The 20,123-nt window shown below is 40.5% G+C and carries 19 protein-coding genes; all 19 read left to right on the top strand.

The genetic code is table 11. The annotated features are described in order from the left end of the window. Nucleotides 1-119: 119 nt before the first annotated feature. The 19 genes from LF822_RS03755 (at nt 120) to LF822_RS03665 (ending at nt 20,024) form a co-directional block, all read left to right on the top strand. Complete coding sequence (locus LF822_RS03755) at nt 120-1,646, top strand: ABC transporter ATP-binding protein (protein ID WP_253922617.1); 1,527 nt, start codon at nt 120-122, stop codon at nt 1,644-1,646. Beyond that, nucleotides 1,646-2,692, top strand: coding sequence for an ABC transporter permease (locus tag LF822_RS03750; protein WP_253922616.1), 1,047 nt, complete (start codon nt 1,646-1,648; stop codon nt 2,690-2,692). The genes LF822_RS03755 and LF822_RS03750 overlap by 1 nt, the downstream gene beginning before the upstream one ends. Then, nucleotides 2,693-3,652, top strand: coding sequence for an ABC transporter permease (locus LF822_RS03745; protein WP_253922615.1), 960 nt, complete (start codon nt 2,693-2,695; stop codon nt 3,650-3,652). A gap of 141 nt (nt 3,653-3,793) precedes the next feature. Next, a complete protein-coding gene (yfmF, locus tag LF822_RS03740; protein WP_253922614.1) occupies nt 3,794-5,080 on the top strand; it encodes an EF-P 5-aminopentanol modification-associated protein YfmF in 1,287 nt (428 codons plus the stop codon). Further along, a complete protein-coding gene (gene yfmH / locus LF822_RS03735) occupies nt 5,080-6,366 on the top strand; it encodes an EF-P 5-aminopentanol modification-associated protein YfmH (RefSeq protein WP_253922613.1) in 1,287 nt (428 codons plus the stop codon). Before yfmF ends, yfmH begins: the two co-directional genes overlap by 1 nt. After that, complete coding sequence (ymfI, locus tag LF822_RS03730; RefSeq protein ID WP_253922612.1) at nt 6,363-7,082, top strand: elongation factor P 5-aminopentanone reductase; 720 nt, start codon at nt 6,363-6,365, stop codon at nt 7,080-7,082. Before yfmH ends, ymfI begins: the two co-directional genes overlap by 4 nt. Nucleotides 7,083-7,157: 75 nt before the next feature. After that, nucleotides 7,158-7,418, top strand: a complete 261-nt coding sequence (locus LF822_RS03725; RefSeq protein WP_253922611.1) for a DUF3243 domain-containing protein — start codon at nt 7,158-7,160, stop codon at nt 7,416-7,418. A 155-nt stretch (nt 7,419-7,573) separates the two neighbouring features. After that, complete coding sequence (locus LF822_RS03720) at nt 7,574-8,362, top strand: DUF3388 domain-containing protein (protein WP_253922610.1); 789 nt, start codon at nt 7,574-7,576, stop codon at nt 8,360-8,362. Between the two features lie 19 nt (nt 8,363-8,381). Beyond that, nucleotides 8,382-9,320: a helix-turn-helix domain-containing protein gene (locus tag LF822_RS03715; RefSeq protein ID WP_253922609.1), complete on the top strand. Its 939-nt coding sequence runs from the start codon at nt 8,382-8,384 to the stop codon at nt 9,318-9,320. 94 nt (nt 9,321-9,414) lie between these two features. Beyond that, complete coding sequence (gene pgsA / locus LF822_RS03710) at nt 9,415-9,993, top strand: CDP-diacylglycerol--glycerol-3-phosphate 3-phosphatidyltransferase (RefSeq protein WP_253922608.1); 579 nt, start codon at nt 9,415-9,417, stop codon at nt 9,991-9,993. After that, entirely contained in the window at nt 9,990-11,225 is a 1,236-nt protein-coding gene (locus LF822_RS03705; protein WP_253922607.1) for a competence/damage-inducible protein A, read from the top strand. The genes pgsA and LF822_RS03705 overlap by 4 nt, the downstream gene beginning before the upstream one ends. Before the next feature lie 157 nt (nt 11,226-11,382). Then, nucleotides 11,383-12,423, top strand: coding sequence for a recombinase RecA (recA, locus tag LF822_RS03700; RefSeq protein WP_253922606.1), 1,041 nt, complete (start codon nt 11,383-11,385; stop codon nt 12,421-12,423). A gap of 265 nt (nt 12,424-12,688) precedes the next feature. Beyond that, nucleotides 12,689-14,248 (top strand): ribonuclease Y, encoded by a 1,560-nt coding sequence (rny, locus tag LF822_RS03695; protein ID WP_253922605.1) that lies wholly within the window; start codon nt 12,689-12,691, stop codon nt 14,246-14,248. Nucleotides 14,249-14,312: 64 nt separating this feature from the next. Then, nucleotides 14,313-15,110, top strand: coding sequence for a TIGR00282 family metallophosphoesterase (locus LF822_RS03690; RefSeq protein WP_253922604.1), 798 nt, complete (start codon nt 14,313-14,315; stop codon nt 15,108-15,110). Between the two features lie 108 nt (nt 15,111-15,218). Beyond that, a complete protein-coding gene (locus LF822_RS03685) occupies nt 15,219-15,479 on the top strand; it encodes a stage V sporulation protein S (RefSeq protein WP_253922603.1) in 261 nt (86 codons plus the stop codon). A 177-nt stretch (nt 15,480-15,656) separates the two neighbouring features. Continuing rightward, complete coding sequence (gene tdh, locus LF822_RS03680) at nt 15,657-16,697, top strand: L-threonine 3-dehydrogenase (RefSeq protein ID WP_253922602.1); 1,041 nt, start codon at nt 15,657-15,659, stop codon at nt 16,695-16,697. Between the two features lie 16 nt (nt 16,698-16,713). Next, nucleotides 16,714-17,889, top strand: coding sequence for a glycine C-acetyltransferase (locus LF822_RS03675; RefSeq protein ID WP_253922601.1), 1,176 nt, complete (start codon nt 16,714-16,716; stop codon nt 17,887-17,889). A 137-nt stretch (nt 17,890-18,026) separates the two neighbouring features. Beyond that, a complete protein-coding gene (gene miaB / locus LF822_RS03670) occupies nt 18,027-19,598 on the top strand; it encodes a tRNA (N6-isopentenyl adenosine(37)-C2)-methylthiotransferase MiaB (protein WP_253922600.1) in 1,572 nt (523 codons plus the stop codon). Continuing rightward, complete coding sequence (locus LF822_RS03665; RefSeq protein ID WP_253922599.1) at nt 19,599-20,024, top strand: YlbF/YmcA family competence regulator; 426 nt, start codon at nt 19,599-19,601, stop codon at nt 20,022-20,024. Nucleotides 20,025-20,123: the final 99 nt, after the last annotated feature.

Raw genomic sequence — 20,123 nt, 5'->3', positions numbered from 1 at the left:
TCCTATGCATCTATGAAAATCATCAAATGAAGAGAAGTATTCCGGATCTCTTCATTTGATGATTTTTTAGGGCAATATGGGGAGACAATGGTCGCATATAAAAGGGGTGTATGGGAAAAATGGATTACGTTATAGAAATGTTGAATATCCGTAAAGAATTCCCTGGTATCGTTGCAAACAATAATATCAATTTACAAGTGAAGCAAGGAGAGATTCATGCTTTGCTCGGGGAAAACGGTGCTGGAAAATCAACACTGATGAATGTTCTATTTGGTCTTTATCAGCCGGAAAAAGGCGAAATAAGAGTGCGTGGAAATAAAGTTAATATTACAGATCCTAATGTGGCGAACCGTTTAGGAATCGGGATGGTACACCAGCATTTTATGTTAGTTGAAACATTTACCGTAACCGAAAATATCGTCCTCGGCAGTGAACCAAGGAAAGGAGCAGCGGTCGACATAAAGAAAGCTGAAAAAGAAGTATCTGAACTTTCTAAACGTTATGGATTAAACGTAGATCCCAAAGCTAAAATTCGTGACATATCTGTAGGTATGCAGCAGCGTGTTGAAATTTTAAAAACGTTATACAGAGGAGCCGATATTCTAATCTTTGATGAACCAACAGCAGTGCTTACTCCACAGGAAATTAAAGAGTTAATCGACATAATGCAAAGCCTCGTTAAAGAAGGTAAATCTATTATACTTATTACCCACAAGTTAAAAGAAATTATGGAAGTGTGCGATCGATGTACCGTTATTCGTAAAGGTGAAGGGATCGGCACAGTGAATGTAAGCGAGACGAACCCAAATGAACTTGCTTCTTTAATGGTCGGTAGAGAAGTAAGTTTTAAAACAGAGAAAAAACCAGCTGAGCCTAAAGAAACGTTTCTTACTATAAAGGATTTATATGTAAAAGATTTTAGAAATGTGAATATGGTGAAAGGGTTGAATTTGGAAGTTCGAGCGGGTGAAATCGTAGGCATAGCAGGGATTGATGGAAATGGCCAGTCAGAATTAATCGAAGCTATAACTGGTTTAAGAAAATCAGACTCTGGTGCCATTCAGCTCCATGATAAAGTGATTACAAATCTATCTACTAGAAAAGTAACGCAGGCTGGAATCTCTCATATACCGCAGGACAGGCATAAGTACGGTTTGGTTCTGGATTTTCCGATTGGAGATAATATGGTACTTCAAACCTATTATCAACAGCCTTTTTCCAAAAAAGGGATCATGAATTTTAAACATATTTATGAAAAAGCCAAGTCTTTAATAAGTGAATACGATGTACGTACACCTAATGAAATGACTAAAGCAAGGGCTCTTTCTGGAGGAAATCAGCAGAAAGCTATTATAGGAAGAGAAATCGACAGGTCTCCTGACTTAATTATAGCTGCTCAGCCAACCCGAGGCCTTGATGTTGGTGCGATTGAGTTCATCCACCGTAAGTTAATAGAAGAGAGAGACAAAGGAAGAGCTGTTCTTCTATTGTCATTTGAGCTGGATGAAATTATAAATTTAAGCGATCGTATTGCCGTGATGTTTGACGGCCAGATCATTGCTGAGGTAAATCCCGAAGAGACAAATGAGCAGCAGCTCGGCTTATTAATGGCCGGGAATACAGCTAAGAAAGCGGGTGCTGAGTAATGTTTACTAACCGTACGATTAATATACTTATTCCCATTATTTCAGTTATTCTCGGACTTCTTGTCGGCGCTGTAATTATGCTTATTTTTGGATATAACCCTGTTTTAGGCTATGGGGCTTTGTGGGAAGGTGCTTTTGGAGACAGTTACTTCTTTGGGGAAACCATAAGGATGGTTACTCCATATATATTGTCTGGTTTAGCAGTAGCCTTTGCATTGCGGACAGGTTTATTAAATATAGGGGTGGAAGGCCAAGTGTTTGTCGGCTGGCTGGCCTCTGTCTGGGTAGGGGTGGCCATTGACCTTCCTATGGCGGTCCACTTACCTCTCGCTATCATTGCAGCAGCTGCTGCCGGAGCATTCTGGGGCTTCATCCCTGGTATTTTAAAGGCAAAGCTGGGTGTGCATGAAGTTATAGTGACAATTATGATGAATTATATTGCTCTTTATTCGACAAATGCTATTGTCCGCCACGTTATTACTGATGGAGAAGATCAGACTGAAAGGGTGGCTGGATCTGCTTCCCTTGCATCGGAATGGCTCGCTGAAATGACATTTTACTCCAGAATGCACTACGGGATATTCATTGCTCTAATAATGGCTGTTATTATGTGGTTTATCCTTAATAAAACAACAAGAGGCTTCGAGCTCCGGTCTGTAGGTTACAACCCACATGCTTCTAATTATGCCGGTATGAGTGTAGGAAAGAACATTGTCCTTGCGATGATGATTTCCGGTGCATTTGCTGGTTTAGCAGGGGCGATGGAAGGGTTGGGAACATATGGCTACCTGGCTGCGAAATCAGGGTTTACGAATATTGGTTTTGAAGGGATTGCAGTTGCCTTATTAGGTGCAAATACGGCATTAGGTGTAGTTTTGGCAGCTTTCTTATTTGGAATTTTAAAGATAGGTGCTTTAAACATGCCGACAGTCGCAGGTGTTCCTACTGAGCTTGTGGAAATCGTCATTGCACTTATTATTTTCTTTGTCGCGTCAAGTTATATGATACGCTGGTTTATTCTCAGGTTTAAGAAGGAGGGGAAATAAATGATCGTTTTTGATATCTTGCAATCTATCATACCGCAAGCCTTATTCTTTGCGGCCCCTCTTATTTTTACCGCGTTAGGCGGTGTATTTAGTGAACGATCAGGGGTTATTAACATTGGTCTCGAAGGTCTCATGGTAATGGGAGCGTTTGTTGGTATTGTCGTCAACCTTGCCTTTGCTGATGTTTTTGGCTCAGCTGCACCCTGGGTATCCATTATTGCAGCGATGATAATTTCGGCAGTATTTGCTTTAACACATGCAGTAGCTTCTATTACTTTCCGTGCCGATCAAGTAGTCAGTGGGGTGGCGATTAACTTTTTAGCCTTGGGGATCGGTGTATTTCTGACTAAACAATGGTATGACAAAGGGCAGACAGATATGATTAGTCAACCTTTTTATACAAAAGATGTATGGTTATTGAGTGAAATTCCTATTATAGGTGATCTGTTTTTCTCAAGTATGTATATTACCTCTTATATAGCTATTATCCTGGCTTTTGTAGTATGGTTCGTATTGTTTAAAACACCTTTTGGTTTGCGCCTTCGTTCTGTAGGGGAGCATCCGATGGCCGCAGATACAAATGGTATTAATGTTTATGGAATGAGATACGTTGCTGTTATGCTGTCAGGGGCGTTTGGAGGTCTTGGAGGTGCTGTATTTGCCCTTACCATAGCAATGAATTTCTCCCAATCCACGATCGTGGGACAAGGTTTTATGGCACTTGCAGCTGTCATCTTCGGTAAATGGCATCCATTGGGTGCAATGGGGGCGGCGATTTTCTTTGGATTTGCTCAAAGCCTAAGTGTTGTCGGCTCAGGGATTCCATTACTTGCAGATGTTCCTCAAGTCTTTTTATTAATTGCGCCTTATCTTTTAACCATCCTGGCCTTAGCAGGGTTCATTGGGAGAGCAGAAGCACCAAAGTCTCTTGGTGAAGCGTATGTAAAAGGAAATCGTTAGCATTCTACGGTCCGGTGCAAAAGTACCGGGCTTTATTTTTTTACTTTTTTATCGATTTAACGTAGCATAATAATTAGTTTAACAGGGATGAAAAAGCTGAAAACTGCTTATAATAATAGACGATAATGGAGGAGGATTTTTATGAAAATATCAAAAGAATCGGTTTATGATAAACAAGGGTACAGATTACATATTCTGCCAAGCAAAAAATATAAGACCGTATCGATTGTAGCTAAGCTCAAATCACCTTTAAAAAGAAAAGGAATTACAGAAAGAGCATTACTTCCTCACGTCCTTCAGAAAGCCACTAACAAAAATCCTAATGTAAGGTCTCTTCAGTCCGCTCTAGAGAATTTATATGGAACAGGCTTTTCCAGTGATGGAACGAAAAAAGGTGAAAATCATGTACTTTCCTTTCGAATGGAAGTGGTAAACGAAGCTTATCTGACAAATCAAGAGCCTATTTTAGAAAGAGCTATGCAAATTTTCAGTGATGTTTTATTTGATCCTAAAGCAGACAGCAGCGGTTTTGATGAAACTATTGTAAATCGTGAGATACAAACGTTAGAACAAAAGATTAAATCGATTAAAGACGATAAAATGAGCTATGCGAACATGCGGTTGATTGATCACATGTGTGAAAATGAGCCATATGCGCTGCACGTGCACGGTTACTTAGAGGACTTTAAGAATATTAATGCAAAATCCTTATATGAATATTACCAGGAAATGATTAACCGTGATTTGCTGGATGTTTATATTACGGGAGATGTTGACGAAGCAGAAATAGAAAAGCTTGCAGATCAATTTTTTTCACGTTCATCGAGTGACAATTCTGATGATCACCAGGAATCATCAGCAGGTGAAAAGCGTGAAGTGAAAGAGATTATTGAGAAAGAAGATGTAAATCAAGGGAAGCTTCACATTGGTTATAGAACCAATATAAAATTTGGAGATGACGATTATTATGCTTTACAAGTATTCAACGGTATATTTGGTGGTTTTCCGAGCTCTAAATTGTTCATGAATGTACGGGAAAAACACAGCTTAGCTTACTACGCTGCATCGAGATTTGAAAGTCATAAAGGATTACTTCTCGTATTCAGCGGAGTAGATCCAAAAGACTTTGATCAAGCAAAAAATATTATTTTAGAACAGATGGAAGCTATGAAATCTGGTGATTTCTCAGATGACCAAGTAAATGAGTCAACTGAGCAGGTTATCAACCAGCTGCAGGAAACAATGGACCATGCGAATGGACTCATTGAAGTTCTTTACCATCAAATGCTCTCAGGCGTTTCGATTCCGGCGAAAGAGATCTTAGAGAATGTTCGTAAAGTAACTAAAGCGGATGTAATCAACGTGGCAAAAAAAATAGAACTGGATACGGTATACTTTCTAACCAGCCAAAAGGGAGGGGAAGAATAATGAAAGAACACGTTTACGAACAATTAAATGAATCCGTTTATCAGGAAACAATGGATAATGGGTTAAAAGTTTTCTTGCTTTCTAAGCCGGAAATGGCGAAAACTTATGGAATCTTTACCACTAACTATGGTTCAATTGATCAGACTTTTACCCCGATAGGTAAAGAAGATAAGGTGACAGTTCCTGAGGGGATTGCCCACTTCCTGGAACATAAATTATTTGAAAAAGAAGATCGTGACGTATTTCAGGATTTCACTAAATTAGGCGCATCGGCGAATGCATTTACTTCTTTCACTAAAACCGCCTATTTATTTTCTGCCACGAGCCAGATTGAAAAAAATGTTGATACATTATTAAATTTTGTGCAGGAGCCTTATTTCTCAAAGGCATCTGTAGATAAAGAAAAAGGGATTATCGCACAGGAAATTCGAATGTACGATGATCAGCCAGACTGGAGAGCTTTCTTTGGCACGATACAGAGTATGTATGACAAACATCCTGTAAAGGTTGACATCGCAGGTACGGTAGAGTCGATTCAGGAAATTACAAAAGATGATTTGTATACATGTTATGAAACATTTTATCATCCTTCAAATATGGTGTTGTTTGTCGCAGGAAATATTAATCCTGAGAAAATGATGGATCAAATCCGTGCTAATCAGGATAGTAAAGATTTTAAAGAGCTTCCAGATATAAACCGTTTTTATCCTGAAGAATCACCATCAGTTGCCAAAGCGGAAGATTCTATAGTCATGCCAGTAACGACGGCTAAGACTATGATCGGTGTTAAAGAAGAGGTCTCTTCATTGAATGGGGAGGAACTACTGCGTGCAGAATTGTTATCAGGAATGATCCTTGATTTCTATTTCTCACGAAGCGGAGAATTCTACGAAGAGTTATACAGAGAAGATTTAATTGACGATAGTTTTCAATTTGAAACGGAACTTGATCGTCAATTTGGATTTACAATTCTTGGCGGCGATACAAGAAAACCGGGTGAATTGGCAGAACGTGTTAAAAAGATGCTGCATTCATTAAGGGAAAAGAAAATTTCGGAAGAAGATTTCACAAGAATGAAACGCAAGAAAATAGGTCAGTTTATGCGTGCACTTAATTCGTTGGAGTTTATAGCTAATCAATTCACCCATTACCATACGCTGGGTGTCGATTTATTTGATGTTCTTCCCGTAATTGAGTCTCTAACCACAGAAGACGCTGATCGTTATGTAGAACACTGGATAAAGGAAGATCGAATCTCAGTGTTTAAGGTGATGCCTCAAGAATGATGCGCAGTGTCTTAATAATAGGGGGAAGCGGAGAAATTGGATCGGATATTGCTGCTGCAGCCGCAGCCGAAGGATTAAAAGTAGGTCTTCACTATAATAATAATAAAGCAGTTATTCGTCATATGAAGTCGGTCATCCCTGAAAGTCAGTGGGGCGGAAGTTATTATGGAGATTTGTCCTCTTCGAATGGAATAGACGAGTTTGTTGATTTAATTCCCCACGAATGGGATTACCTGGTATTTTCGCCAGGTAATCATTCTTCTAAGCTGATTCAAGATGTCTCTTCAATAGAAATGGATCAATTTTATTACATTCATGTAAAAGCGTTGTGGAGAATTTCGCAGGTATTAATTCCTGGTATGGTTAGGAAGCGGCAGGGGAATATCGTTGTTATTTCTTCAATCTGGGGAGAAGAAGGAGCGAGCACAGAAGTCATTTACAGCTCGGTTAAAGGCGCACAGCTCAGCTATGTCAGAGCCTTGGCAAAAGAGCTTGCACCGAGTAAAGTGCGCGTGAATGCTGTGACCCCCGGCTTTATCTCAACTCAGATGAACAGCCGTCTTTCAATGAAAGAACAAGAAGACGTAATAAATGATATCCCCTTAGGCAGAGCAGGGACGGCCAATGATGTTGCAGCCGGGGTTAAATTTCTTTTAAGTGAAGACTCAAGCTACATTACCGGTCACACCCTGCGGATTAATGGTGGCTGGTATTAATTAATAAATTTTGCATAATTTCATTTTCCCTGCCTCATACTAAATATGAAAAATCATCTTGAGGAGGTACATGAAATGGCTGTACTTGATAACTTTGATTCTTGGAAGGATTTCTTGGGAGATCGTCTTCACCAGGCTGAAGGACAAGGAATGGACGACCGCACTGTTTCAGAATTAGCTTACGAAATTGGCGGTTATTTAGCTACGGAAGTTGAAGCCAAAAATGACCAGGAAGCTGTGCTTAGAGAATTATGGAATGTAGCTGATGAAAAAGAGCAGCACACAATTGCCAATATGATGGTGAAACTTGTTCAAAGTGAAGGGTCCCAATCATAAAATGTGTACTTAAACCGTGCAGGGTCTCCTGTACGGTTTTTTTACTAAATCTGTTTGCAGTCTTTCTTATTAGGGTAAAATCATTTATGATATAAAAAGGGACATTTCAATCTAATTTTTTTACAAACTTCGACATTTTCCAGAGGAGATGGATCATGGAAAAAAAAGAGTGGTACTTAGAATATGAAATCCAGTATAACCGACCAGGTCTGCTTGGAGATATATCCTCATTATTAGGGATGATGGCGATAAATATAGTCACGATTAACGGTGTTGAGAATTCTCATAGAGGAATGCTGCTTCTATGTAAAAGTGAGGAGCAGATTATACGTTTACGCTCTATTTTAAATACAATGGATACCATTAAGATCACAAAATTAAGAAGACCTAAATTAAGAGATCGATTAGCTGTCAGACATGGACGTTACATACATAGCGATATAGACGATAAGAAAACTTTTCGTTTTAATCGGGAGGATCTGGGACTTCTAGTTGATTTCATGGCTGAGTTATTTATGAAAGAAGGCCATAAGCTCATAGGAATCAGAGGTATGCCGCGGGTCGGTAAAACAGAGTCCATTGTTGCGGCAAGCGTCTGTGCGAATAAGCGGTGGTTGTTTGTATCAAGCACGTTATTAAAACAGACGGTCCGCAATCAATTAATAGAAGAAGAGTATAACGAAGACTATTTGTATATTATAGATGGAATTGTGTCTGCACGTAGAGCCAGTGAAAAACATTGGCAGTTAGTACGGGAAATCATGCGTCTTCCTGCTACAAAGGTTATTGAGCACCCTGATATATTTGTACAGGAAACAGAATATAAAATGAGTGACTTCGATTATATTATTGAACTGCGGAATAATGAAGATGAAGAAATTACTTATGAAACGGTAGAAAAGGAAACTAAAACAAATGAAGGGCTTTCAATGTTTGACTTTTAAATAATGGATGGTGTTAGTTATGGAAATAGGCTTACGCCTAAGAGAAGCGAGAGAGGACAAAGGTTTAACGCTTGAAGAAGTCCAAAGTACAACTAAAATACAAAAAAGGTATCTTCAAGCAATTGAAAAAAATGAGTTCAATGTTTTACCAGGAAAATTTTATACAAGAGCTTTTATCAGGGAATACGCTTCGGCAGTGGGCCTGGATCCAGAGCAGGTGATGGAGGATCACAAAAGCGAACTTCCTTCAAATGAAGAAGAGCAAGTGGTTACTTACAGCCGTGTGCAGAAGTCAAGAGGGGACGGCCGCCCTTCAAAAAACAGCGGAGTTTCTAAAGCTTTTCCTACAATTCTAACGATTGTCTTAATCGTTGGTTTACTTTTCGTTGCCTGGTACTTTATCTTACAGGTTTCTAATCCGAATGAAAGTGCCAATGAAGATGATGGGAATGACAGTGGAGATCAGGTAAATGTGTCAGATTCAGATAAGGAAGATAATGATGAATCTGATGACAGCGCGGATGATGAAAGCTCAAATGAAGAGTCAAATGATGATTCAGACGGAGACTCAAGTGATGACAATAATAATGAAGAGGATTCAGAAGAAGATTCCGAGGAGGAAGAAGAAGAAGAAATCGACATATCTCTTGAGGAAACAGGTTCCGGCGGATTTCCAGAGCATGTTTACGAAATTACCAATGCAGAAGAGCGTGAATTAACGATTGAGTTTGACGGTGAAGCCTATCTAGCTGTAACCGCTCCTAAAGGTGGAGAAGGACTGGCGGACGAAAGAATTTACGATGCTGAGGACGAAGACCTAAATATCGATATCAATGATCAAGAAGAAGTATACATCAGCACAGGATCAGTTCCTGGAATTACAGTGAAAGTAAATGAGGAAGAAATCGAGTTCCCGGCAGACAACCTGACACAAAAATTATTAATCAGGTTTGAGTGAGTACGGGATAATAACGAAGCTGTCCTTTAATTGAAAGAAGAGTTATTACTTCTTTTGGAAGGGCAGCTTTATGTCTTTAAGGAGTGAGGAAGAAATGAATTTACCAAATAAGATTACATTATCGAGAATTTTTTTAATCCCTGTTTTTATTCTTCTAATGAGCGTTCCTTTTAATTGGGGGGACATTCAAATGGGGGACCGGACTCTGCCAGCTGCCCATTTAGCAGCAGCTATTTTATTTATTATTGCTTCTACTACAGATTGGATTGACGGATATATTGCGAGAAAATATAACTTAGTAACAAATTTAGGTAAATTTCTTGATCCATTAGCCGACAAATTATTAGTAAGTGCTGCTCTTATTCTGCTTGTTGAAATAGGACTTGCTCCTGCATGGATTGTCATATTAATTATCAGCAGAGAATTCGCCGTTACAGGTCTGCGCTTAGTTGCTGCTGGTGAAGGAAGTGTACTTGCTGCCAGTCAAATGGGGAAACTCAAAACCTGGATCCAAATTGTCTCAATATCCCTGCTTTTACTCCATAACTGGCCTTTTGCTTATATTAATTTTCCACTTGGATTAATCAGCTTATATGCAGCTTTAATCATTACGGTGTATTCAGGGTATGATTATTTCGTTAAAAACTGGCATGTAATGAGAGATTCAAAATGAGAATTGAAATAATTGCAGTAGGAACGGAACTATTACTGGGGCAGATTGCGAACACTAATGCTCAATGGATATCCACAGAGCTGGCCCATTATGGTGCTAATATATATCATCATACGGTGGTGGGTGACAATTTAAAGAGAGTCGTTCATTCGTTTGAGGAGGCTCAAAAGCGCTCAGATGTTGTAATTGTCACGGGTGGACTTGGGCCGACAGAGGATGATTTAACTAGAGATGCCGCCCGGATCGCGTTGGATGATAAGTTAGTGGAGCACGAGCCGACAACGGAGAAAATTTCAGCATATTTTAAAAAGAACAGCCGGATCATGACTGAGAATAACCGCAAGCAGGCCCTGGTACTGGACAGGGCTGTTGTTTTGGAAAATGATGAAGGTATGGCTCCCGGACAGATGGTTGAGCACCAAGGAACCTCGTTTATGTTTTTGCCCGGTGTCCCTTCTGAAATGAAGAGGCTGATGAACGAATCAGTAGTCCCTTATTTAATTGAGAAATACAAACTGGAATCGAAAATAAAGTCTGAAATGCTGCGTTTTATTGGAATCGGGGAATCTGCTTTAGAAGAAGAGTTGAAGGATCTCATTTCTTCACAGACAAACCCTACCATAGCTCCTTTAGCAGGTGAAGGAGATGTCGCCATACGGCTTACATCCTCAGGTTCTACACCGGAAAAAGATATAGCTGGAATGAAAAGTGTAATATTGGAAAGAGTAGGGGATTTTTATTTTGGAAGCGATAGTATAACTATTGAAGAGGCTGTGCAGGATTTACTTGTACAAAGATCAGAAACAGTCGGCTCTGCAGAAAGCTTGACAGGCGGAAAATTTGTAGAGCGGATTATTCAGCTGACCGGAGCTTCTTCGATCTGTCCGGGGGGGCTGGTGGCTTATACTCCTTCAGCTAAACAACGGGTGATCGGTGTGCAGGAAAAAACCATTACTAAATATGGAACCGTCAGTTCTCAGTGCGCGGAAGAAATGGCTGTTAGAGCTCAGGAAATGCTGCAAGTAGATCATGCGGTCAGCTTTACAGGAGTGGCGGGTCCTTCATCAAGTGAAGGCCATAACCCCGGTCTCGTGTATATCGGTTTAAAAATAAAGGATCAGCATCCCGAGGTATTTCAATACTATTTTGACGGCAGCAGGGATAAAATTCGTCAACGTGCTGTAAACAAAGGATTTGAACTTCTTTTTCATAAATTAAAAATGAAAAAGTGATGATTCACTTAGTTGAAAGTTTTAATTTCCCCCAGGTGATTATATGAATTTGGTATTTGGAAAGCCATTAAAAAATGGGAACATTTATTCGCTTTTTAGTTGGCAAATTGAATAAAACAAGTTATGATAGGGATAGAAATATTGAAAGGGGAATATTATGAGCGATCGTAAACAAGCTTTAGATATGGCGTTAAGACAAATTGAAAAACAGTTCGGTAAAGGTTCAATTATGAAACTTGGAGAACAGGCGGAACAAAAGATCAATACTGTGTCCAGCGGTTCCCTTGCTCTTGATGTGGCGTTAGGAGTAGGCGGCTATCCCCGCGGCAGAGTCGTAGAAATATACGGTCCGGAATCCTCTGGTAAAACTACAGTAGCTCTGCATGCGATAGCAGAAGCTCAAAGACAGGGCGGACAAGCGGCGTTTATTGATGCCGAGCATGCACTTGATCCAGTATATGCCCGAGCGTTAGGTGTAAACATCGAGGAACTGTTACTCTCCCAGCCCGATACAGGAGAGCAGGCTCTGGAGATTGCTGAGGCGTTAGTGCGAAGCGGTGCGGTTGATATGGTTGTTATCGACTCGGTGGCTGCATTGGTACCTAAAGCCGAGATCGAAGGTGAAATGGGCGACTCCCACGTCGGTTTGCAGGCCCGTTTAATGTCCCAGGCTCTTAGAAAGCTGTCAGGTGCAATTAATAAATCTAAGACGACAGCTATTTTTATTAACCAGATTCGTGAAAAAGTCGGTGTTATGTTTGGTAGTCCGGAAACTACACCGGGCGGACGCGCCTTGAAATTCTACTCCTCTGTAAGACTTGAAGTTCGTCGTGCAGAAACTTTGAAACAAGGAAATGAAATGGTAGGAAACAAAACGAGATTAAAAGTTGTGAAAAACAAGGTCGCTCCTCCATTTAAGCAGGCAGAAGTGGATATTATGTATGGAGAAGGGATTTCCCGTGAAGGAGAACTCCTTGATATTGCGACAGAACTGGACATGGTTCAAAAAAGCGGTTCCTGGTACTCTTATAATAATGATCGTATGGGGCAGGGCCGTGAAAATGCGAAACAGTTCCTAAAAGAAAATGAGGCAGTGTATCAAGAAATTAAGAGTTCTGTCCGAGAGCATTATGGTATGGATGATGCTCCTGCTGTAAAAGAATCACAGGCAGAGAGTCAAGAATCTTTGGACGTATAAATTAAATGCATAATTTCAACAGCAGTCTCTTTTTTGTGATGAGTCTGCTGTTTTTTGTTTGAATTAATAGACTTTTTTGAAATTTTATATCAAATCCTCTCTGGAAGAACGAGGATTCCTTGACATTACCATTCGGCAAGCATAAAATGAATGTGTATCATTTTCATATTTATACCTTTTTTACCTTAAATGAAATGAAACTGAAAATGAATCGTTTGTACACGCCGACAAACGGACCAAGTTTATAGCAAGAGGAGGTGAAACTATGGATATGTTATCCATCATCTTCATTTTGCTTGCCCTTATCATCGGTTCTGTTGTTGGTTACCTTATTCGGAAATCTATTGCGGAAGCGAAAATTTCCAGCGCTGAGGAACTAGCGAAGCAAATTGTAGAGGAAGGCCGTCGCAATGCTGAATCTGCAAAAAAAGAAGCGCTTCTTGAGGCGAAAGAAGAAAATCAAAGTTTTCGTCAGGAAGCGGAAAACGATATTCGCGAACGCCGCATGGAACTGCAGAAAACCGAAAATCGTCTAACACAGAAAGAAGAGAATCTTGATCGTAAGAGTGACACACTGGACCAGCGTGATTTATCACTCGAAAAGAAAGAGGGGACTCTTGCCGAGAGACAACAACAAATTGAAGAAATGGAAAGCAAAGTGGAAGCTATGCTTCAAGAGCAGCAAACTGAACTTGAACGTATCTCCGGCTTAACTGCTGACCAGGCTAAACAAGTGATTCTTGAACGAGTCGAACAAGAAGTATCTCATGAGTCAGCTTTAATGATTAAGGAAGCTGAGAATCGTGCCAAAGAAGAAGCGGATAAAAAAGCGAAGAATATACTTTCACTTGCCCTTCAGCGTTGTGCAGCTGATCATGTTGCAGAGACTACTGTCTCTGTCGTCAACCTTCCTAATGACGAAATGAAAGGCCGTATTATTGGACGGGAAGGACGTAATATCCGTACGTTAGAAACGTTAACCGGTATCGATTTAATTATTGATGATACTCCGGAGGCCGTTATTTTATCCGGATTTGATCCGATTCGACGGGAAACCGCCCGCATGGCTTTAGAGAAGCTTGTTCAGGATGGTCGTATTCATCCTGCTAGAATTGAAGAAATGGTTGATAAATCACGACGCGAAGTCGATGATTACATTCGGGAGGTTGGAGAGGAAACCACGTTTGAAATTGGTGTTCACAATCTTCACCCGGACCTCGTGAAAATTCTAGGACGACTAAAATACCGTACAAGCTATGGTCAAAATGTCCTTAAACACTCTACAGAAGTAGCGTATTTATCCGGTCTGCTGGCTGCTGAACTCGGAGAAGACGAAACACTCGCTCGTAGAGCAGGGCTGCTTCATGATATTGGGAAAGCGATTGATCATGAAGTGGAAGGCAGTCATGTGGAGATTGGGAAAGAGCTGGCAACCAAATATAAAGAAAATGAGGTTGTCATTAATGCAATTGCTTCCCACCATGGAGATGAAGAGCCTACTTCAGTAATCGCAGTTCTGGTAGCTGCAGCTGATGCTCTGTCAGCGGCTCGACCAGGAGCGCGGAGTGAGACGTTAGAAAATTACATCAAACGTCTTGAAAAGCTTGAGGAAATCTCTGAATCCTATGACGGGGTTGAGAAATCATTTGCAATCCAGGCAGGACGTGAAGTACGCATTATGGTTCGGCCGGATGAAATTGATGATTTGACGGCAACAAGCTTAGCTCGCGACATTCGAAACCGAATTGAAGATGAACTTGATTATCCAGGTCACATTAAAGTTACTGTTATTCGTGAAACACGTTCAGTGGAATATGCGAAATAAGAAATGAAGCGGTCAATTTGGCCGCTTCATTTTCATTTTACTAACTATTAAAGGAGAACATTAAATGAAATTATTGTTTATTGGAGACGTTGTTGGTTCACCCGGCCGTGAAATGATCGATGAATATTTACCAAAATTGAAACAGAAATTTCAGCCCACGGTCACGATCGTTAATGGAGAAAATGCCGCAGCAGGTAAAGGTATTACCGAGAAGATATATCGTCGGTTTTTAGAAAAGGGAGCTCAGGCAGTTACGCTTGGGAACCATGCATGGGATAAGAGGGAAATATTTGATTTTATCGATGAAGCGGAGTATATGGTGCGTCCTGCTAATTTTCCAGAGGACACACCTGGTAAAGGGTTAACGTTTGTCAAAACACCAAAGGCTGAGGTAGCGGTCATTAATTTACAAGGTCGTACCTTCTTAACGCCAAATGACGATCCTTTTCGTAAGGTGGATGAGCTTATTGAAACAGCTAAAAAAAGAACGCCAATTATTTTTCTGGATTTTCACGCAGAAGCGACTAGCGAGAAGCAGGCGATGGGTTGGTATGTAGACGGGCGTGTCAGCGTGAATGTAGGTACTCATACTCACGTTCAGACGGCTGACGAGCGTATCCTGCCTAATGGCACAGCGTACGTAACTGACGTAGGGATGACTGGTCCTTATGACGGGATTCTAGGTATGGAGCGCGAAGCCGTGATAAAGCGATTCCTTACTAACTTACCCGTACGTTTTGAAGTTCCAAAATCGGGAAGAACACAACTAAGCGGAGTAGTGGTTGACGTGGACCCGCAGACAGGAAAAGCAACAAATATAAAGCGTATTCAAATTAATGATGACCACCCGTTTTTCAGCTGATTATTTGAATTTTTAGAAAAGTTCCTTCATAATGAAAAGGGAATATTCTACAACTCCAAGAATATAGTGGTTATGGAACAACTATAGTGAATGAAGGAGGAGCTAGTAATGGAAGTATTAAAAGTATCAGCTAAATCCGTACCTAATTCAGTAGCAGGAGCCTTGGCAAACGTAGTAAGAGAACGAGGGACAGCCGAAATGCAAGCCATTGGAGCTGGTGCTTTAAACCAGGCAGTCAAAGCTGTAGCGATTGCCAGAGGGTTTGTAGCACCTAGTGGAATTGACCTTATATGTATACCAGCCTTTACAGATATTATGATTGATGAGGAGGAACGGACAGCCATTAAGCTGATTATCGAGCCTCGTTAAAAATAATTTGAATTTTTTTAAAAACGACCGCATTCTTGCTATTACAGGGATGCGGATTTATTTGTGCTCAAATGTATTTATACAGTGGACACTTGCAGTTGAATAATTTTTAATACATGATAATATTTAATTTAAATACAGTCATTATAACGTTTTATTTTTAAAGAGGTGTTCACTGTGAGAGGAAAAATGAATGCGATTATTAAACATCACCGGGGTCCGGGAGCGGAACTTCAACAAGTTCAAATTCCAATAATAAAAGATGATGAGGTGCTAATTAAAGTAAAAGCCACCTCTATTTGTGGTACCGATGTACATATTTATAACTGGGACGACTGGTCTGCGAGCCGGGTACACCCGCCGTACGTATTTGGTCATGAGTTTTCTGGAGTAGTAGTTAAAGCGGGCGCCAAAGTAACTAATTTCAAAGAGGGCGACTACGTAAGTGCAGAAACTCATCTTATTTGCGGCCATTGTCCCCAATGTTTAACCGGGCAATATCATATTTGCGAAAACACAAAAATCATTGGAGTTGATACGCAGGGCTGTTTTGCTGAGTATGCAGCGGTTCCCGCGGCAAACCTCTGGCGTAATCCAGCTAATATGCCTTACGATATTGCTTCGATTCAAGAACCGATGGGAAATGCTGTTCACACTGTTTTAAAAGGTGATGTTGCTGGAAAGTCTGTGGCTGTTATAGGTTGCGGACCCATTGGTATAATGGCTGTAGGAGTTGCGAAGGCTGCAGGAGCTTCCCATGTGCTCGCTTTTGACTTAAATGAATATCGTCTCAATCTAGCTAAAGAAATGGGAGCCGACACCATCGTAAACTCTGCTGAAGTAAATCCAGTGGAAATGGCTAAGCAGCTGACAAATGGTCACGGAGTAGATGTGGTATGTGAAATGAGTGGTCATCCCGTTGCAATGGATCAAGGGTTCAAAATGATAACAAACGGCGGCCGTGTTTCTATTTTAAGTCTGCCTGCAAGCCCGGTATCTATTGATATAACGAATGACATTGTCTTTAAAGGAGTTCAGGTTCAAGGAATCACGGGAAGGAAAATGTATGAAACTTGGCAGCAGGTTTCCCGTCTATTACATTCCAAACAGGTGGATGTATCACCGCTGATTACTCATCACTTCCCCCTTGAAGAATTTGAAAAAGGTTTCGAGTTAATGAATAAAGGCTTATGCGGTAAAGTAGTATTACATCCATAATTAAAGGAGGATTCATATGAAAGGCTTTGAATACTTGCAGGTACAATTAGACGAGATGAAGCAGGAAGGAACTTTTAGAAGTTTAATTCCTCTAGAGTCGGCTCAAGGATCGAAAGTTAAAATTAAAGGAAAAGAAGTGATCCAGCTTTCTTCTAACAATTATTTAGGTCTGACCTCGCACCCTAAACTGAAAGAAGCTGCAGATCAGGCGAATAAGGAATTTGGAGTTGGTACGGGATCGGTCAGAACGATTGCAGGAACGTTAAAAATGCACGAGGAGTTTGAAGATAAATTATCGAAGTTCAAGCATACGGAGGCTTCTCTGGTGTTTCAATCAGGCTTTACAACGAACCAGGGTATTCTATCTTCTATTCTAACTGAGAAGGATGTCGTTATTTCAGATGAATTAAATCATGCTTCTATTATTGATGGAATTCGTTTAACAAAAGCCGCTCGTAAAATCTATAAACACGTAAATATGGATTCACTCGAACAGGCTCTAAAAGAGAGTTCGGAATTTCGTACACGCTTAGTCGTGACAGATGGTGTATTTTCAATGGATGGGAATATTGCTCCTCTGCCGGAAATTGTAGAACTGGCTGAAAAATACGATGCGCTTATTATGGTAGATGATGCTCATGCCAGTGGAGTTCTTGGAGATAACGGCCGGGGAACAGTCAACCATTTTAATTTAGATGGACGAGTGCATATCCAGGTCGGAACGTTAAGTAAAGCAATTGGTGTTTTAGGTGGATACGCTGCGAGTACGAAAACATTAAGAGAATACTTAATTCACAAGGGGCGTCCTTTCTTATTCAGTACATCACACCCGCCTGCAGTTACGGCTGCCAACGATGCCGCTATTGATGTATTACTTGAAGAACCCGAATTAATTGAAAAGCTCTGGGATAATACTAAATTCTTCAAGGATGGTTTAAGCAGACTTGGGTTTGATACAGGAATCAGCGAAACGCCTATAACACCTGTGATGGTAGGGGATGACGCATTAACTCATAAATTCTCAGATGAATTATTTGAGGCAGGGGTATTCGCGCAGGGCATCGTGTTTCCAACCGTACCTAAAGGAAAAGGCAGAATCCGTACGATTGTTACAGCTGAACATTCAAAAGAAGAGCTGCAGGAAGCTCTGCACGCTTTTGAAAATGCAGGAAAGAAATTGAATGTTTTATAATCAATAGAGAAAAGCCACAATGATATAAAAGATATTATTGTGGTTTTTTTGAGACAATTTTAGCCAGCCTCTTAAAAAGGAAGACAAATACTGATATAATAAGACAGTTACAAAGCTCTTTTTGAAAGGAGATCGCTATGAACGAGCAACAGCGAAAAGAAATGTCGCAAATTCGTCAGGGAGAGCCAGCGGACGTAAAATCCGAACAGGACAACCTGAAGCGGCTAAAAGATAAAACCAGCGAAGATTTTATGAAGTATTTTGAAACGACTTATCAGCCCCCTTCACTAAGGAAAGCGCAGAGGCGTCGAAAAGAAGATGTACAAATCCATTACGATTTTAAAATTCCGGAAGATATGCATGAAGCAGGGAATGGCCGCAAATACATGATTCGTACTTATGGCTGTCAGATGAATGAGCACGACACCGAGGTCATGGCCGGGATATTTGAAGAAATGGGATATGAATCTACAAGTGATACGAAAGAGGCCGACATCATCTTGTTGAATACCTGCGCCATTAGAGAAAATGCAGAAAATAAAGTGTTTGGCGAGATCGGTCACTTAAAACCGCTTAAGCTTGAGAATCCTGATTTAATTATCGGAGTCTGCGGTTGTATGTCTCAAGAGGAATCGGTCGTCAATCGTATCTTAAAAAAACACCCGTTTATAGATCTGATTTTCGGTACACATAACATTCACCGTCTGCCTCAGCTTGTCAAGGAAGCGATGTTCGGCAAAGAGATGGTGATTGATGTATGGTCCAAAGAAGGAGACATTATCGAAAACCTGCCCAGGTCTCGTAAAGGAAAGATCAAAGGCTGGGTTAATATCATGTATGGTTGTGACAAATTCTGTACGTATTGTATCGTCCCTTATACTCGAGGGAAAGAACGCAGCCGGCTTCCTGAGGATATTATTCAGGAAGTAAGACATTTGGCAGCCCAAGGCTATAAAGAAGTTACACTGCTTGGTCAAAATGTGAACGCTTATGGAAAGGACCTGGAAATCGATTACGGACTCGGAGATTTAATGGATGAACTGCGATCGATCGACATTCCACGTGTCCGGTTTACAACTTCTCATCCTAGAGACTTCGATGATCGGTTAATTGAGGTCCTGGCTAAAGGCGGTAATATGCTTGATCATATTCATTTGCCTGTACAATCAGGCAACTCAGATATTTTAAAGATTATGGGACGTAAATACTCTCGTGATGAATATTTAGAATTGGTTAGTAAGATAAGAACAGCCATGCCTGACGCTACATTGACAACTGATATTATTGTCGGGTTTCCTAATGAAACAGAGGAACAGTTTGAAGACACCTTATCATTAGTAGAAGAAGTCGGTTTTGAAGCGGCTTATACCTTTATTTATTCACCGCGGGAGGGCACACCGGCAGCACGCATGCAGGATAATGTTTCTATGGATGTTAAGAAGGAACGCCTTCAACGTTTAAATGAAATTGTGAACCGTCAGGCGGCGGAATCAATGAAAAAATATGAAGGTGAAATTGTAGAGGTTCTAGTCGAAGGAGAAAGTAAGAAAAATAAAGATGTGCTAGCAGGTTATACAAAACGGAACAAAATGGTAAACTTCAGAGGACCAGCTTCTTCTGTTGGGAATCTTGTTCAAGTTAAAATCACAGAAGCGAAAACATGGTCACTTAACGGCGAATTGGCTGAAGAAACGGCAGAGGTGAAATAAATGGCTCAATATACAAGAAAAGAAGTTGTAGATGAAGCGCATAAGCTCGCTAAAATGATTGCTGATATTGAAGAGATTGACCGCTTTAAGCAAATTGAAGCTAAACTCAATGACAACCAGAAAGTACAATCCCACATTAAAAAAATTAAAGCTCTGCAAAAACAAGCTGTTAATTTTCAAGCTTATGGAAAGACTGAAGCCCTTGAAAGAATTGAGAAGGAAATCGACCGACTTCAGGATGAATTAGATTCCATTCCGGTCGTTGCAGAATTTAAAGAAACACAAACGGTGATTAACGATATTCTGCAGATGATTTCCAGCACGATTTCCCGTGAGGTGACGAATGAAGTGATCCGTTCTACCGGCGGGGATGTGCTTAGTGGAGAGACAGGATCGAAAAAAGAAAACAGCTCCTGCAGCCATTAATTCTATAAATCCGTTAGATAAAATAATATCTAACGGATTTTTTTGTACAATTTTATAGGCTGGTGCATAGAATGAAATACAAACGTCCTGAAGTCATCG

The sequence above is a fragment of the Halobacillus sp. A5 genome, from assembly GCF_024189315.1.
Taxonomy (GTDB): Bacteria; Bacillota; Bacilli; order Bacillales; family Halobacillaceae; genus Halobacillus_A.
The sequence above is the reverse complement of the archived record's forward strand: the minus strand, read 5'-3'. Positions and strand labels throughout refer to the sequence as shown.

Bases quoted from the DNA above. Each gene is read 5' to 3' on its own strand.
- LF822_RS03755 (WP_253922617.1), top strand. From the start codon at position 120: ATGGATTACGTTATAGAAATGTTGAATATCCGTAAAGAATTCCCTGGT.
- LF822_RS03750 (WP_253922616.1), top strand. From the start codon at position 1,646: ATGTTTACTAACCGTACGATTAATATACTTATTCCCATTATTTCAGTT.
- LF822_RS03745 (WP_253922615.1), top strand. From the start codon at position 2,693: ATGATCGTTTTTGATATCTTGCAATCTATCATACCGCAAGCCTTATTC.
- yfmF (WP_253922614.1), top strand. From the start codon at position 3,794: ATGAAAATATCAAAAGAATCGGTTTATGATAAACAAGGGTACAGATTA.
- yfmH (WP_253922613.1), top strand. From the start codon at position 5,080: ATGAAAGAACACGTTTACGAACAATTAAATGAATCCGTTTATCAGGAA.
- ymfI (WP_253922612.1), top strand. From the start codon at position 6,363: ATGATGCGCAGTGTCTTAATAATAGGGGGAAGCGGAGAAATTGGATCG.
- LF822_RS03725 (WP_253922611.1), top strand. From the start codon at position 7,158: ATGGCTGTACTTGATAACTTTGATTCTTGGAAGGATTTCTTGGGAGAT.
- LF822_RS03720 (WP_253922610.1), top strand. From the start codon at position 7,574: ATGGAAAAAAAAGAGTGGTACTTAGAATATGAAATCCAGTATAACCGA.
- LF822_RS03715 (WP_253922609.1), top strand. From the start codon at position 8,382: ATGGAAATAGGCTTACGCCTAAGAGAAGCGAGAGAGGACAAAGGTTTA.
- pgsA (WP_253922608.1), top strand. From the start codon at position 9,415: ATGAATTTACCAAATAAGATTACATTATCGAGAATTTTTTTAATCCCT.
- LF822_RS03705 (WP_253922607.1), top strand. From the start codon at position 9,990: ATGAGAATTGAAATAATTGCAGTAGGAACGGAACTATTACTGGGGCAG.
- recA (WP_253922606.1), top strand. From the start codon at position 11,383: ATGAGCGATCGTAAACAAGCTTTAGATATGGCGTTAAGACAAATTGAA.
- rny (WP_253922605.1), top strand. From the start codon at position 12,689: ATGGATATGTTATCCATCATCTTCATTTTGCTTGCCCTTATCATCGGT.
- LF822_RS03690 (WP_253922604.1), top strand. From the start codon at position 14,313: ATGAAATTATTGTTTATTGGAGACGTTGTTGGTTCACCCGGCCGTGAA.
- LF822_RS03685 (WP_253922603.1), top strand. From the start codon at position 15,219: ATGGAAGTATTAAAAGTATCAGCTAAATCCGTACCTAATTCAGTAGCA.
- LF822_RS03675 (WP_253922601.1), top strand. From the start codon at position 16,714: ATGAAAGGCTTTGAATACTTGCAGGTACAATTAGACGAGATGAAGCAG.
- miaB (WP_253922600.1), top strand. From the start codon at position 18,027: ATGAACGAGCAACAGCGAAAAGAAATGTCGCAAATTCGTCAGGGAGAG.
- LF822_RS03665 (WP_253922599.1), top strand. From the start codon at position 19,599: ATGGCTCAATATACAAGAAAAGAAGTTGTAGATGAAGCGCATAAGCTC.